We start from the raw sequence: 16,204 nt of genomic DNA on the forward strand, positions 1-16,204 counted from the left end.
CGCGTAATGTGCCTCCAGCATTTTTTATTAGGAAGGGAGCCGGATCATGAAGCCTAAACGTTTGTTCGTCATGATTTGTATGTTGCTGCTGGCCGTGACGGTGACGGCTCTGCCTGCGCATGCAGAAACCAAAGAAAAGAAGAGTGCCATGCAAGCTTACGTCGAAGCCATCGGACCGGGCTGGAATCTAGGAAACACCTTCGAGGCTACGGGTGAGGAAACTTCATGGGGAAACCCGAGTACAACCCGGGCATTTATTAAGCAAATTGCTGCCGAAGGCTACAAAAGCATCCGCATCCCCATTACCTGGAAGCACCGGATGGGTGACGCTCCTGATTATGTGATCCAAAAAGAATTTATGGCACGGATTCAAGAAGTCGTCGACTGGTCGCTGGCTGCGGATCTTCATGTCATGATTAACCTGCATCACGATACGGGCTGGGTCCTGAACATGGAGACGGAGCATGATGATGTGGTTGCCAGATTCAATGCGGCCTGGACGCAGATTGCGGGGCATTTCAAGGATTATCCGGACACGCTGATGTTTGAGAGCCTGAATGAACCGCGTTTTTCGGAGGATTGGAGCAAGGACACCCCTGGATATTTTGCGATGCTGGATGAACTGAATGTTTCTTTTCATGCTATCGTTCGTCATTCCGGCGGGAATAACAATAAGCGTCCGCTTGTACTTTCTACTCTAACGGCTGCTCCAACCCAGGCCAGACTGGATGAGTTAGCCAAAACCATTACGAAATTAAACGACGATAGGTTGATTGCAACGTTCCACTACTATGGATATTATGCGTTCAGTGTGAACCTTGGGGGTTCGACCACGTTCGATAACACGGCCAGGGAGGATCTGATTCAGGCCTTCGACCGGGCTTACGACACCTTCACCGCCAAAGGGATTCCTGTTATCGTGGGGGAATTTGGTCTGCTTGGGTTCGATAAATCGCTGGATACTGTTCAGCATGGCGAAATTTTGAAGTTTTTTGAATACATCACCTACTATGCTCGGGAAAAAAAGATGCCGCTGATGCTGTGGGATAATGGCCAACATTTCGATAGGCGCACCCTCAAGTGGGTGGATGAGGAGCTTCATCAGGTGATGAAGCAGGGCTGGAAGGGCCGCTCCTCCAACGCGGAAACGGATTCGGTCTATATTCTTAAAGATTCGGAAATTAAGGATCTGGTCATTCCCCTGAATTTGAACGGGAATACCTTCACCGCTCTGCTTAATCAGGAAAATGCGTTAGTGAAGGGTACGGATTATGAGCTTGACGGAGAAAACTTAATCCTCAAATCTGCATTGCTGCAAAGGCTAGTCACGAAGAAGTATGGAATGAATGCAACCTTAACCGCTACGTTCAGTGCGGGTGCCGACTGGAAAATGAAGATTATTTATTATGACACGCCCAGCCTGATTAGTGCGCAAGCCCCGGAGGGGATATTCACGATCCCGACCTGGTTCAACGGGGACAGCCTGACGACACTGGAAGCCGTCTATACGGCTGGCGGCAATGCCGGTCCCAATGATTGGACTCCCTTCAAGGAGTACAAACGTACCTTCTATCCGGACTATACCACTGGAGAGATCAAGTTCACGGACGAATTCTGGAAGGAAGTGAAGGATGGAGAAGTGCAGCTGAAGCTGCATTTCTGGAGCGGCGCAGTGATCCCGTATACGATTACAAAAGCAAGCGGGAAGATCGTAGGGGGTTCCGCAGAGGAAGCGAAGGAGAAAGCAGCAGTAGAACAACAAGCAGCCGAAACACCGGCAGACACACCGGCAAACACACCGGCAGACTCTGGCGATTCAGCAGCAGCAGCCTTTTCAGCACAGCTCTCCGGCGATGACTCTTCATCAGATGAAGAAAATCATATCCTAAGCATCCCGGTGGCGGTAGCTTCACTCCTGGTCTTGGCAGGTGCGGGAATGTACTGTTGGAGAGCAAAAAGGCGATAAAATTATGAATGAAATTTCGCTATATGAATTGAACTTGATAACTACACAAAAGGGCAAAAGTAACGGAGGGGAATTTTGGAACTGTAGGAGCGATAGCGACCGCCTTTGTCACCGGATTTCCACCGCATATAGCGGGTCAAATCAAGAAATCTGGGGACAACAGCGGCCGGAAGTCCAAATATTCACCGCAGTTACGTCCTCGCCCAAAATGGGGGAATCTTAAATTGGAGACCACTTGAACATTTGGATACAGCACAAACATGTCTTCTTGCCAGGTTTTACTCTGGCAGGTTAGAATACGATTATCCTGCAGAGCCAGTAAAAATAAACGATACGACAAGCAGCAGGCCTCTCTTTGGAAGCTTGCTGTTTGTTGTATCGGCAAATTCTTCGGGAGAATTTGAAGGGTGGTCCGAAATGGCGAATACCATAACAAGATCAGACGCAGAGACGGATCAGGAGATTAGGTGTTCAAACGGCTTATTTTCCGTAGTGATATCCGTACTTGCACTGAGTGGATCGCGGATTGCAAGAACATCAGATGAGAAGGATTTCATTATATGGCTGGCCGAGTTTTAGACACAACCATTGAGGGGGCCATCCGCTGCTTGGGATGGGGCATGCTCGATTATACGCCCAATGTAACCATGCTCGAACCCGCACTTAATCAGTTTAGGACGCTTGTAAACGAATTGCAGGAGACGGAAATCGATTTTGCTGTTGGCCAGTTGTGGCGGGAGGAGCAAGAAGCGGAACGGACCCTTCCGGGTGAGAACGCCGGAATACTTCCTGCCGATTTTGATTCAAATGGCCGGTAGCAGGGCTATGGTATAGAAAGAGTTGTTCAATTACATAGGGAGGCATACACATGCTGAAATCATTGCAAGCGATTGAATCGTACCGTGAAGGGGAAAAGTTGCCCGCAGAGGCATTTCCCTGGCTGAAATATATTGTTCAGGCGGAGCAAGCCATAGTCAATCTGGAACGGGTGGATTCACTGCGCGAACTGGATGAACAGAATCCTGTGCTGGATTATGTGGAGCGGAGCTTACGCCTGCTGGATAGCCTGCCATTGTCCTACTGGATCAAGGAACTGGCAGAGGAGACACTGGTCTGGTCGGAGACGGCAAAAGGCGGAACTTCCCGCCAGCGCCGGTTGTGGCAGCTGGAGGGCATTAATTGTTTCGTACATAATATCGGTTCAGCGCAGCTGTACTCACGGCATGCCGGAGGAGATCCGGCAACAGAGCATAAGACGCAAGCGAGCCAGCTCACGGCGGCAGGGGTAGCAGATGCAGAGAAGACGATGATCGTACACCGGCTGATCGAAACTCACGGCCTGATCGGGCAGCAGATTCGCGGCGAGGTTCCGCCTTCTGCTAACCGTCCATTGTCGGCTATGGTGGAGGAAGGGCTTCTGACTGCAGATGAGCTGGAACGGCTGCTGTTCGCGCTGAACCATTGCATCATTTCCGCCGTTTCCCCCGAGCTGTGGCAGGAGGTGCGCGCGGAGGTTATGGAGCTGATTGCGGCAATCGCATCAGGCGCTCTGGATGTCCCGCTGCCGATGAAGGAACGGCTGGAGCGTATGCGATCGGGGCCGATTGCCAAAGGGGAGGATTTCGGCAGCGAATGGAGCAGGCTGGAGTCCGAAGGATTTCAACCGTACTTGCTGGAACCGCTGGAGCCCCTAACCTTCTGGTATGTGGAGTCGGCACTCCAGACCTTCTCGCTGGAGCAATTCCTGAAAGTGATAGCTTTGACCGCCTGCGGCGCCGAACTTTCCGGTCTGAATCATATCAGCTTTGAGGCTGTCATGAATTCGCTCCATTATGACTATAAAGGCGTGAAGAAGATCAATGTGTACAAGAAGCGGATTATCGAGAAGTATTTGTCGGAATTAACCTGGCAGGATATCACGAGCGGAACCATGTCTTCCGGTAATCCGCATCTTGCCCACCGGCTCCGTAGGCAGGCTCACTTGCCGGATACGGTGTTCTTTGATTTTGAATTTTCACCTGCTGCGGAGAAGCTGATCGAATTCTGTATGGAAGCCGAGAAGTCAGCCTTGTATGAACGGGCAGTACTGCTGCTGTTCGACTTGTTCGATCTGCGCCGCGATGCCTTTGACCGGTTCCATAACGAGGACAGCTATTTGAGCCAGATGAATGATACAGGTGATTATAAAGCAGTGATTCTGGAGTATGTCACCGGCAGCAAAGTGCTGGATATCGGACCCGGCGGAGGTGTGCTGCTGGATTTGATTGAAGCGCGTATGCCGGATGTCATTCCGGTCGGCATTGATATTTCCAGCAATGTGATTGAAGCGCTGCGGCAGCGCAAGCAGCGGGAAGGGCACCGCTGGGAGGTACTGCAGGGCGATGCGCTGAATCTGAAGGATTTCGTGGACACGGGCAGCGTAGACACCGTCATTTTCTCATCAATACTGCATGAGCTGTATTCGTATGTACCACTGGATGGCGTCAAATTCAATCACGGGACAGTGGCCGCAGCTCTGCGCAGTGCCTTTGATGTGCTGTCGGCCGGTGGTGTGATCATCATCCGCGACGGGATTATGAGCGAGCCGGAGAGTGATCAGCGCCGCGTACGCTTTCTGGAGGAGGACGGAATGGCCTGGCTTGCACGTTACGCCAAGGATTTTGCCGGACGTCAAATTCAGTATGCGGTGACCGGTGAACAAGAGGTGCTGATGCCTGTAAATGATGCCATGGAATTTCTGTACACCTACACTTGGGGTGAAGAAGCGTATATCCATGAGGTCCAGGAACAGTTCGGCTATTTCACTCCCGGCCAGTATGCCGATTTTATAAAGCGCAGTCTGGGCGAACCGGCGAAGGTTGAAGTGTTCCGGCACTATTTGCAGGAGGGTTATACGGAGGCGCTGCAGGGCAGGGTGGTCGTTATGGACGAAAGCGGTCAAGAGGTGGCGTTGCCGGACAGTACCTGCTTTATTGTGATCCGGAAAGCATAAGGGCATTGATCTCAGGAAGGCTGAAGCAGCGTGTGCAGCGTGTAGAAATGATGCGGGACGAATTGCCTCGCAGTGATGATCAACTTTACAGATGATGTATTCAGATAGTATTATAATCAGCGTATTGTTGTGATGATCATGACCGGTGAAGGAGACTGTGTATATGGGCAAGCAGAACCAAGCGCAAATTGCATACGACAGCATTCTTCGGGATATCAAAGAGAACCAGCTAACCCAAGGCCAGCCCATTATAGAAGAAGAATACGCCAAGAAGCTGGATATGAGCCGGACTCCGGTAAGAGAAGCGATCAGACTGTTGTCCGTAGAAGGATTTGTGACCGTGTACCCTCGAAAAGGTGCGTATGTCAGTGTGCTGACAGCAGAAGATGTAAAGGAATGTTACGAAATGATGGAAGCCGTTGAGGGGATGATCGCTTATCTGGCTGCACAACAGCCTTCTTCTGAGCATGTTAACCAGCTTACGGAGCTGATCGGCAGAATGAATGAGCAAAAAAGTCTGTCTAACTTCCATCAGTGGAAGGAATATGATATCGAATTTCACCGGACCCTGCACCGCATGTGCCCTAATAAGCTACTCATTTATCATGTGGAAAAGCTGTTCCACAAAACCTACCAAATTCAGACCCGGTTTGTGGCGGGAGTCAATTTGGAGAAGGCGACAGAGGAGCATCAATTCATACTCGATGCAATCATCGCTAAAGATTCCGAGAAAGCCAGGCATTATACACAGCAGAATTGGAACAGAGCCAGAAATGAACTGGTGAACTACGGATACAACGATAAGCTGTAGGTAGACTGAAAGGTTCATTTTGCAGCTTACAACGTATTGATATCGTATGGACAAGCCATTTGTTGCGCCCACGCTGGGGCGTAAACGAGTGGTTTTTTTGTTGTGCGTCATGTTATATTACATTTAGTCCGATAAAAATATCTTTTCATCCCCCTAATGTAACTTTTGTTGACAAGGATCATCCTTGTACGTATTATTGTATACAATAACAAAAACAATTTGTTTACAAAAGATTAAGGGGGATTACCATGACGATTGATATCAGCCGCTTGCCCATCATTGACGACCATTGTCATCCATTCATGCCGACCAGAGAGAAGAAGAGTTTCGATAATTGCTTCACCCTCTCATTGATCCCCCCCAAGAGCCGCGACACCCGAAACACTCTGTTATTCAAAATTGTCCGTAAAGAGATAATCCAGCTGCTTGGGCTTGATCCCCGCGTGACGGATGACGAACTAATCCTGCAGCGTAATCAGCGTTATCGAGCCAATCCCAAAGAATATGTAGACATGCTTTTCAAGGATGTAGGATTGGAATCACTGCTGGTGGACTACGGTTTCCCGGTTATGGGGTCGCGGTTGGCCCAGGATGAGCTTGACTGGTTCCATCAGACCTCGTCATCCATTCCGACCCGCCGTATTCACCGGGTGGAAGCTACCTATCACCGGCTGTTCGAGGAGAAGGTACCCTTCGGGGAATTGGAAGAGACCTACCTCCGGGAGCTGCGGGACGAGGTGGAGAATCGGGGGACTATTGCTTTTAAGACCGTAATTGCCTACCATACCGGACTGAAAATAAACAAGATCAGCAAGAGCCGGGCCGCAGCCAGCTACAGCCGGTTCCTGGAATCGCCGGACAATACTGAAGCCGAAAAAGATGTCCGTGACTATCTCGTACTGCTCGCGTTCGAGCTGTGCATGGAATATGACATTCCAATTCAGATGCATTCGGGAGCAGGGGATGCCCCGCTGCTGGATGTGAAGCTCGCAAGTCCGCTGCTGATGCACAGCATTGTCAGTGATCCGCACTATCAGGCTGTAAAGATTATTTTCATTCATACCGCATATCCGTTTGTTGAAGAAGCCGGTTACCTGGTCAATCAGTATCATAATGTGTATCTCGACTTGTCCTCCATGATTCCCTTCAGCAGCATAGGCGTGCAGCCGAAGCTGCGGCAAATCTTTGAAATGGCTCCTTTTACGAAAGTGATGTACGGCTCCGACGGTTTTACGATTCCCGAAGTCAGCTGGCTGGGTGGCCGGATGATCAAGAAAGAGCTGGGTAAAATGCTAACGGATCTGGTGACAGATGGAATTATTGATGAAGAATATGCTTATACTGCGGCTGGCCTGGTTCTCTCGGAAAATGCACGCAATCTGTATATCCGCAACTGGGGCGAAAGATCAAACGGCTAAACCAAAGGAATATACCATCATCTGAACGATAAGGGGATATGTGTGATGCGGAAATGGTTCTATGGAAAAGCTGCGGCAGGTATACTGACACTTCTGATTACGGCGACAGCCTGCAGTTCAGGTAAGGATGCTCCAGCGGCGGCAGCCACGGACAAGCCTTCCGGCGGCAAGCTGGTGGTCACCTCTTTCGGCGGAGCGATTGAAGAAACCCAGCGTGCCTACATCAAACAATTTGAAGAGGAGTACAATGCCGAGGTTGAAGTCGTAACGTTGTATTCGGCAGATGCGCTGGCCAAGATTCGTGCGGAGAAGAACAATCAAACCATTGATGTGGTGCTGTTCTCAGGCGGACAGGAGCAGATTGCAGCCAAAGAGGATCTGATTATGAAGCTCGACCCGGAGCAGATGGAGAACCTGGACCAGCTGTACCCGGAAGCGCGCAGTGCTGAAGGCTATGGACCTACCTTCGGCTATGAAGCTCTTGGCATGATTTATAACCGTGATGCAATCCCAACTCCTCCAGCCTCGTGGAATGATCTGTGGAAGGAAGAATATAAAGGACAAGTCGGTTTGGTTGATATCTCCAACACCTACGGCAATCAGTTCCTGGTAGCCCTCGCCAAGATGAACGGCGGCGGAGAAGATAATATTCAGCCCGGACTTGATGCAATCAAGACTTTGCTGCCCAATGCCGCGGCAATTGTGAAATCCAGTCCCGAAGTCGGCAATTTGTTCGCCCAGGATGAGGCGGTTATAGCCCCGTTCGATTCTGGTTATGCCTATACGTTTGGCAAACAGGGAATTCCCATTAACTTTGCGATTCCCAAGGAGGGAGCCGTTGGCATCTATATTACTGCCCAAGTGGTGAAAGGCAGCCCGAACCCTGAGCTTGCCCGGAAATATATAGACTTCCTGCTGCGTCCGGAGATTCAGAAGCTGACTGCTGAGGGTGGCGGCTATTCCCCGACCAATAGCCAGACAGAGTTGTCCGATGATCTGAAAGGCATTCTTCCGAATGGCGAAGATACGTTTAACGGCCTGATTCATCTTGATTTGGCGCAGGTGAACAACAACAAGGCAGATTGGATGGAGAAGTGGAGCAAATTGATTTCACAGTAGCACTGCATCATTACTATTTGAAGGGAGCTGCAATGCCATGCTGAAACGCATTCCCCCTTACTGGATTCTGCTGGCTCCCGGGCTGATAATTTTCCTGCTGGTGTTTGTCCTCCCGCTTGCCCGGCTGCTGATGCTCAGCTTTTATCAAACGGACTCATCCGGAGCCATGGAAGCGGCGTTCGTCTGGCAGCAATACGGAAGATTCTTCACAGATCCGTTTTATCTGCAAATGCTCTGGCGTTCGGTGTATATCGGCGTTGCCGTAAGCTTCATCTGTCTGATTCTGGGATACTGCCTCGCGTATGGGGTATCCCGGGCTCAGCCCAAACACCGTTTTCTGCTGCTCATCTTAATCGCGCTCCCTCTGTTGACAAGCGCCGTGATCCGCAACTTCGGCTGGATTATTATTCTGGGCCGCAAAGGAATTCTGAATCAATTCCTGCTCGGAATAGGGTTGATCCAGGAACCGCTTGAGCTATTGTATACGCCTGCGGGTGTGATTATTGCTTTGGTGCATGTCATGCTTCCTTATATGGTGCTCGTTCTTTACTCGGTGCTGGAAGGCATGGACCGCAATCTCGAAAGTGCGGCCGCTAATCTGGGTGCATCGAAAACAAAGGTATTCTGGTTCGTCACCCTGCCGCTCTCCAAACAGGGGATTATTGCTGGAACATTGCTTGTTTTCTCAATTACATTAAGCTTTTTCGTCACCCCGTCCCTGATCGGGGGGGCCAAGGTGAAGCTGATGGCTACAGAAATCTACAACCAGACAATTAACCTGCTTAACTGGCCTTATGCTTCTGCTATGGGCGTCATTTTACTGCTGACCATGCTTGGGGTAACCAGTCTCTACAGACGGATGCTTAGCGGCAGGAAGCCGGGAGGAGTCGTTTGATATGAGAAGGAAATTTCCGCTCCTTACTATAGTAAATACTCTAATCTATCTATTTATTATGGCACCGCTGCTTGTCATCCTCATTTCATCCTTTAATTCCGGTGAGTTTCTGGTGTTTCCTCCCAAAGGCTTCTCCCTGCGATGGTATGAAGAGGTGCTGACAGGCGGGAGGTACACCGGACCTTTCCTGACCAGCATCAAGCTGGCTGTTTTGACTACGCTGTTTGCGCTGCCGCTTGGGACGATGATCGCCTACGCCATACAGCGGTTTGAATTTCGGCTGAAGAATGCGCTGCAGGGGCTGTTTCTGTCCCCTCTGGTTATTCCGACGCTGCTGTTCGGCATCGGCCTGCTGATTTTCTTCAGCTATCTGGGCATACGGATGTTCTTCCTGAGATTGCTGCTCGCCCATATCATCTTAATTATTCCTTATGTCGTGCGGACCATGCTGGCCGGATTCTCGCGGATGGAACGGTCGGTGGAAGAGGCTTCGATCATTCTTGGCGCTTCGCCGCTAAAAACCTTCTTCCTGGTGACACTTCCGTTTGCCAGACCCTCGCTGCTCGCGAGTGCGTTCCTTAGTCTAGTGCTTTCCTTTGATGAACTGGTTATCGCCTTATTCCTTACGGGTCCTGGCATTAACACGCTGCCGATGACCATTTATTCGGACATTCAGTTCAATCTGTCACCTTCGCTGGCTGCGGTATCTTCCATTATTATTACAGGCACGATTCTGATTGGGCTGCTGGGGATCGGCATTATGCGGTGGGGCAAAAAAACATAGCGGGGAGGCACACCATGAGCCAACTGATCATCGAAAATCTCGTAAAAAAATACGGGCAAAAACCCGTAGTCAACAATCTGAATGTTACTGTAGAGAGCGGTGAGATGCTGTCGCTTCTCGGACCGAGCGGGTGCGGGAAAACGACAACCCTGCGCATGATTGCAGGCATGCATGATCCGACCTCGGGCTCAATCCGGCTGGATGGCAGGGAACTCACAAACATTGCTCCGCATAAAAGGAACATTGGACTCGTCTTCCAGAATTATGCCCTTTTCCCCCACTTAAGCGTTTTTGAAAATGTAGCTTTTGGACTGAAGCGTCACGGTGTGCCGAAACCGGAAATCAGAGAACGCGTGGAGGCGGCTCTGCATTCCGTGCGGCTGAACGATTTTGCAGAACGGTTCCCCGCGCAAATGTCCGGCGGACAGCAGCAGCGGGTTGCGCTGGCGCGGACTCTTGTGCTTAAACCGCCGCTTGTATTGTTCGATGAGCCGCTCAGTAATCTAGATGCCAAGCTGCGTCAGGCGCTGGGAATTGAAATCCGCGTGCTGCAGCGGGAGTATGGTTTTACCGGGATTTTTGTTACTCATGACCAGGAGGAAGCGATGGTTATCTCTGACCGAATTGCCGTAATGAACGGTGGGAATATTGTGCAGACCGGAACGCCGCAGCAGATTTATATGCACCCAGCGGACCCGTTCGTGGCCGATTTTGTGGGAGAATCGAACTTGTTTCCGATCACCAATGTCATGGAATCAGAAGGCATGTGGCGTTTCGAACTGACGAAGGGGAACCCCATTTCTGCGGAGAAAACCGGGAACGGGAGCGCTCCGACATATGTTATGGTCCGGCCGGAGGCTGTTTCTGTGCGGCGTCAAAGCCCGGAACCCCATCCGGTACCCGGGCATGGGCTTAATATGCTGGCGGGTGAAGTGGCCTTTATCAACTACTCCGGTTCTTCCTATCTCATCGGAGTTGTAATCAATTCGCTGGACCAGCAATTTATTATCCGGCTGCAGAACACGAGAAGAGAGCTTGATCTGCGGGTAGGCGAAGAAGCGGTGGTCGAGTGGCCGGTGCACGAAACGCTTACCTTCTGATATGTCAGGAAGGGACCCGTATACCGCATGGCTCTGTAACCCTTCATCAAGGCTTATTCATCTTACGGATACAGCTGCGACTGCCCGGCTCCCTGTACTGCCCCTTTGCGGAACTCTGAAGGCGAACATTTCATCGCCTTGCGGAACACCTTAATGAAATAGCTGACATTATCGAATCCGACATCCATGGCGATGTCGGATATTTTGCGGTCGCTTTGCTGCAGCAGATCCGCGGCCTGGCGGATCCGGTAGGAATTGATGTAATCCACCGGCGTCTTGCGGGTCATTGCCTTGAAGAAGCGGCAGAACTGTCCTTCGCTCATGGGTATAAGCTCGGACAAATCGCGGGTTCGTATCGGTTCCTGGTAGTTGTCCTGGATGTAGAGGATGACCTTCTTCAGCCGGTTGATCTTGGTTGTATCCGCACCCTCCGACTGGGTATGGTTCACGGAGCGGCCCTCAATCGCGATCTGCGAGAGCATGATAAGCAAAGTCCCTTTCATAAAGGACTCAAATCCGGGCATTTTATTAGCATATGCCTCCATCAAACGTTCGAGATGGTGGAGCAATTCCTGCTGCCAGGCAATCTCCGGTGTAAGATGTCTGGGGAAGCTTTGGCGTTTCTCCTGCAGCGGCAGAATCACTGTATGCTGAATGGCATCATACTGGGCGCTGGCGAGCAGATCGGGGTGAAAGACAAGTGCACAGAACCTGCAAGGGCCTTCCTTCAGCACATAGGCGGCATGAATATCGCCGGATTCGATGAATACGGCCTCCCCGGCCCGGAGAGGGAAATAATCGGTATCGACCTGAAACAGAATCTCGCCTTCCAGCAGCATAAAGAACTCTGCCTCCTCATGCCAGTGCGTATCCAGGACATGGGTTCCGGCCGGAAGCTCGATCCAATAGGCGGCTAGCGGGAACATAACATCACCATGCACACGGTCTTCTTTAAGCAAACGTTGTGATGTGCGGTCCATAATTGGGCTCCTTTCGATAAAAAACATCAGAATAGTGTTATAAATGAGCTATATTATATTAGTTTTGTATTTTTATTATCGTTATAATGCAACTATAAACACCAAATTGAAGGGTGGCAAGTTACAGATGAAATTTACAGACGGCCTCTGGCTGGTTCGCGACGGAATCAACATCAACGGCGCAGTTCAAAACTATGTAGTGGAAAAAACTTCTGAGGGTTTGACGGCAATTACCCAAACCACTCCAATTACAGGACGCGCAGCAACCCTTAACTCCACGCTGCTGACCGTAAAATTCCATTCTCCGCTTCCGGGTGTGGTAGGCGTGAAGATCATTCATAATGACGGCGTAATTGATCGCGGTCCGGCTTTCGAATTGACCAAAGGAACCGGCGACCACGTACAGATTGAAGAAACTGATTCGGAAACCGTGTTGATCAGCGGCGGGCTGCGCGTAGTCATCCGCAAGGGCGAGCAATGGGCAGTGGATTTCTACCGCGGCGGCGAGCGCATTACAGGCAGCGGTTACAAATCCATGGCTTACATCACAGATCAGGACGGCAACACCTTCATGCGTGAAGAACTGGATATCGGCGTAGGTGAATTCGTCTATGGTCTGGGTGAGCGCTTTACTGCTTTTGTCAAAAACGGACAGGTTGTTGATATCTGGAACAAAGACGGCGGTACAAGCTCCGAGCAGGCGTACAAGAACATTCCGTTCTATGTAACAAGCAAAGGCTACGGCGTATTTGTGAATCAGCCTGAGCTGGTTTCGTATGAAATTGGTTCGGAAAAAGTGAAAAAGGCCCAATTCAGTGTAGCCGGCGAAAGCCTGGAATACTTCGTTATCGAGGGACCTACGATCAAAGAGGTCATCAGCAAATATACTTCCCTAACCGGCAAGCCAGCGCTTCCTCCGGCATGGACCTTCGGCCTGTGGCTGACCACTTCGTTCACTACCGACTATGATGAAGCAACCGTTAACTCCTTCGTAGAAGGCATGGCGGAGCGTGATCTTCCGCTGCATGTTTTCCATTTCGACTGCTTCTGGATGCGTGAATATCAATGGACCGATTTCCAGTGGGACTCCCGTGTATTCCCGGACCCGGTTGGCATGCTGAAACGTCTGAAGGAAAAAGGTCTGAAAATCTGCGTCTGGATCAACTCTTATATCGGACAACGTTCACCGCTGTTTGAAGAAGGCAAAAAGAACGGTTATCTGATCAAAAAAGCAAACGGCGATGTCTACCAGACTGACCTGTGGCAAGCAGGCATGGGACTTGTGGACTTCACGAACCCTGCGGCTTGTGAGTGGTATGCCGGATACCTGCGTGACCTGGTGGATATGGGCGTAGACAGCTTCAAGACCGACTTCGGCGAACGGATTCCGACGGATGTTGTGTACTTCGACGGCTCCGACCCGCAGAAAATGCACAACTACTACACTCAGCTGTACAACAAGGTTGTCTTCGATGTATTGGAAGAGAAGCTTGGTAAGAATGAAGCGGCAGTATTCGCACGTTCGGCAACCGCCGGCGGGCAGCAGTTCCCGGTTCACTGGGGCGGCGACTGCTATGCAGATTATGAATCAATGGCAGAAAGCCTTCGCGGCGGCTTGTCCCTCGGTCTGTCCGGCTTTGGCTTCTGGAGTCATGATATCGGCGGCTTCGAGAACACGGCTCCGGCGCATGTCTTCAAACGCTGGCTGGCGTTCGGCCTCCTGTCCAGCCACAGCCGTCTGCACGGCAGCACCTCGTACCGTGTGCCTTGGGCTTACGACGATGAAGCAGTTGATGTTACCCGCTTCTTCACCAAGCTCAAATGCAGCTTGATGCCTTACCTGTATGATGTGGCCGGTCAGGCGCATGAAGAAGGCTGGGCTTCGATGCGGGCGATGGTGATGGAATTCCCGGAAGATCCGACTTGCGAAGTGCTGGACCGTCAATACATGCTGGGTGATTCCCTGCTGGTGGCTCCAATCTTCCAGGAGAACGGCGAAGTGAAATATTATCTGCCTGCTGGACGCTGGACACACCTGCTTAGCGGTGAAACGGTACAGGGCGGATCATGGCGCAAGGAAACACATGATTTCTTCAGTCTGCCGCTGTTCGTCCGTCAGAACTCGCTGCTTGCAACAGGCAGTGTGGATACCCGTCCGGATTATGATTTTGCCGATGGCGTGAAATTCGGACTGTACTCGCTGGAAGACGGAGTGGCAACGACTGCAACCGTCCGTGACATCAAGGGCGCACCTGAGCTGACCGTGAAGGCTGAACGCAAAGGCAATACAGTAACGGTAGCTGCTGAAGGCAGCGGCAAAGCATTCATGCTGGCAGTGAAGGATCTGGGCACTATCGCTTCCGTAGAAGGTGCAGACCAAGCGGATGAGACTACAGTGAAGGTAAACGCCGGAAGCAAATCCGTATCGTTCACCATTACACTGAAATAGGTTTATACAGCATATAATTTAAGCTCTCTGATGACAGGGGACCTCCGTCCCCGATTTCATCAGAGAGCTTTTTGGATGCTTAGGGGTACGTGATCAATGATGTGAAAGATAGGATAAATGCTGTGAAGATAGGTTGATAGGTTGAATGCTGTGAACACACGGTAATTAATTTAAGATGATCTAAGATATGCTTAAATAATGGAGGATTACATATGACAAGGATAATAGAAGACAATGGAGTGTACAGTCAGCCGGACTACTCTTCAGCTACAGCAATATCGAGCGCGGCCAACTATATCATGAACTCACCGGAGCCGTTCACCCATACCTTCCGGACATACATCCGTTTACGGGAGAATGGCAGCCTGACGCTTAAATTTTGGCACAGTAACAGCGTGGATTCGACTTGGGATCTGGGGCAGGATGCAAACGGAAGCGAGCCGGGTGGGGAATGGAGCATTGAAGCGGCATATGTCTCAGACGGAGGAAGCGTTCCGGATGGAGCGGTAACCGCCGGGACTTCGGTACCGCTAACCTTTGCGGGCAGCCGCACGAAGCAGGTTGAAGCTGGAGAAACGTTCTGGAGCGATGAAGCGAGCCTGGAACTGCCGGAGGGACATTATTTGGCGTTCACCTGGACGATTAAGACATCATCCCCCGGCAAAACACTGCCCTACAACGTGGAGGGAATTCTGGTCTCAGCCTATGACGGGCCGGGGAATCTGGCCGGGCAGGAATCGGCAGAGGCGTTTAGCTTGTCGGACAAGCTGCTGGTACTGCCAAGCTATATCGGCTACAAGAAACAAGTAGCGAAGAAGCTGGTGTTCCTGGGCGATTCGATCACTCAGGGGGTACGGACAGAGAAGGATCAATACAGCTATTGGGCTGCGCGGATTGCCGAGGGGCTGGGAACGGATTACGGACTGTGGAATATCGGCTCCGGCTGGGGCCGGGCTTATGATGTAGCCGCAGATGGCCCGTGGATGAACAAAGCAAAGCAGGGGGATGAGGTGCTGATCGTGCTCGGGGTCAATGATCTTGATATCGGCCAGCGTTCGGCAGAAGAGCTGCTCAGGGATTTAAGCGATATTATTGCCAAGATCAAAGAGGCGAATGGAGGGGCGGAGATTATTCTGAGCACCGTGCCGCCATTCAACTTTGCGGAAGAGCGGGAGCAGGCTTGGCGTAAGGTCAATATGGCAATCCTCACGAATCCGCCTGCAGGTGTCAGCCGCGTGTTTGACATCGCCTCCGTGCTGGCTATGCCGGCCCCGGCTGAGCACAGAATCAGAGCGGAGTACATGAGCGGCGAATATGACCCGCATCCGAACGGCGCCGCCGGGAAGGCCGTTGCTGAAGCCTTTTTGGCATGGTATTGAAGCTGGAATCGGAGTAACCGGTCAGCGTTGTCCGCCGGCGTAGCGTAGACGAAAGATAGTGACTACGGGTGAGGATCGCAGGTGACGGGTGGCTGCGCTGTGACTATAGGCGGTGGTTTCGAGGTAGGGTGCCGCCGATGAGTATGGCCTCAGACGGCACAAGTTGGCCGCCAGATGTGACGGTGAACGGAACACGTAAGCGTCGCTGCGGGTAGGGTGCTGATCGCACGTATTGCGGGAATAGCACCCGCTATTTCTTTGACTATGAGGTCAACTCGAAGCGGAACAGGAATTTCTCCCGCTAAATTTGC

At 51.3% G+C, this 16,204-nt stretch carries 13 protein-coding genes; 12 read left to right on the forward strand and 1 reads right to left on the reverse strand.

The features are described from left to right. Window positions 1-46: 46 nt before the first annotated feature. The 10 genes from NST07_RS04505 (at window position 47) to NST07_RS04550 (ending at window position 11,085) form a co-directional block, all read left to right on the forward strand. Window positions 47-1,966, forward strand: coding sequence for a cellulase family glycosylhydrolase (locus tag NST07_RS04505; protein ID WP_341089920.1), 1,920 nt, complete (start codon window positions 47-49; stop codon window positions 1,964-1,966). A gap of 243 nt (window positions 1,967-2,209) precedes the next feature. Next, a complete protein-coding gene (locus tag NST07_RS04510; protein ID WP_341089921.1) occupies window positions 2,210-2,545 on the forward strand; it encodes a hypothetical protein in 336 nt (111 codons plus the stop codon). Continuing rightward, entirely contained in the window at window positions 2,527-2,784 is a 258-nt protein-coding gene (locus NST07_RS04515; RefSeq protein ID WP_341089922.1) for a hypothetical protein, read from the forward strand. Before NST07_RS04510 ends, NST07_RS04515 begins: the two co-directional genes overlap by 19 nt. 50 nt (window positions 2,785-2,834) lie before the next feature. Continuing rightward, window positions 2,835-4,958 (forward strand): class I SAM-dependent methyltransferase, encoded by a 2,124-nt coding sequence (locus NST07_RS04520; RefSeq protein ID WP_342481138.1) that lies wholly within the window; start codon window positions 2,835-2,837, stop codon window positions 4,956-4,958. A gap of 163 nt (window positions 4,959-5,121) precedes the next feature. Beyond that, window positions 5,122-5,769 carry a GntR family transcriptional regulator gene (locus NST07_RS04525; RefSeq protein ID WP_341089924.1) on the forward strand — a complete coding sequence of 216 codons (648 nt, stop codon included), beginning with the start codon at window positions 5,122-5,124 and terminating at the stop codon, window positions 5,767-5,769. Between the two features lie 248 nt (window positions 5,770-6,017). Next, a complete protein-coding gene (locus tag NST07_RS04530) occupies window positions 6,018-7,187 on the forward strand; it encodes an amidohydrolase family protein (protein WP_342481139.1) in 1,170 nt (389 codons plus the stop codon). 45 nt (window positions 7,188-7,232) lie between these two features. Then, window positions 7,233-8,306 carry an ABC transporter substrate-binding protein gene (locus NST07_RS04535; RefSeq protein WP_342481140.1) on the forward strand — a complete coding sequence of 358 codons (1,074 nt, stop codon included), beginning with the start codon at window positions 7,233-7,235 and terminating at the stop codon, window positions 8,304-8,306. 37 nt (window positions 8,307-8,343) lie between these two features. Then, window positions 8,344-9,201, forward strand: coding sequence for an ABC transporter permease (locus NST07_RS04540; protein WP_038586199.1), 858 nt, complete (start codon window positions 8,344-8,346; stop codon window positions 9,199-9,201). Window position 9,202: 1 nt separating this feature from the next. Further along, the gene (locus NST07_RS04545) at window positions 9,203-9,985 is read left to right on the forward strand and encodes an ABC transporter permease (protein ID WP_038586204.1); all 783 of its coding nucleotides are present in this window, start codon (window positions 9,203-9,205) and stop codon (window positions 9,983-9,985) included. A 14-nt stretch (window positions 9,986-9,999) separates the two neighbouring features. Then, window positions 10,000-11,085 carry an ABC transporter ATP-binding protein gene (locus NST07_RS04550; protein WP_342481141.1) on the forward strand — a complete coding sequence of 362 codons (1,086 nt, stop codon included), beginning with the start codon at window positions 10,000-10,002 and terminating at the stop codon, window positions 11,083-11,085. A 62-nt stretch (window positions 11,086-11,147) separates the two neighbouring features. Here NST07_RS04550 and NST07_RS04555 read toward each other — a convergent pair whose 3' ends face one another. Continuing rightward, window positions 11,148-12,065, reverse strand: coding sequence for an AraC family transcriptional regulator (locus NST07_RS04555; protein ID WP_038586210.1), 918 nt, complete (start codon window positions 12,063-12,065; stop codon window positions 11,148-11,150). Between the two features lie 127 nt (window positions 12,066-12,192). Between NST07_RS04555 and yicI the strand changes: the two genes are divergently transcribed. Then, window positions 12,193-14,514, forward strand: coding sequence for an alpha-xylosidase (gene yicI, locus NST07_RS04560; RefSeq protein WP_342481142.1), 2,322 nt, complete (start codon window positions 12,193-12,195; stop codon window positions 14,512-14,514). Window positions 14,515-14,726: 212 nt separating this feature from the next. Beyond that, window positions 14,727-15,893: an SGNH/GDSL hydrolase family protein gene (locus NST07_RS04565; protein WP_342481143.1), complete on the forward strand. Its 1,167-nt coding sequence runs from the start codon at window positions 14,727-14,729 to the stop codon at window positions 15,891-15,893. Window positions 15,894-16,204 lie beyond the last annotated feature (311 nt).

The sequence above is a fragment of the Paenibacillus sp. FSL L8-0340 genome (assembly GCF_038593145.1).
GTDB lineage: Bacteria > Bacillota > Bacilli > Paenibacillales > Paenibacillaceae > Paenibacillus_AQ.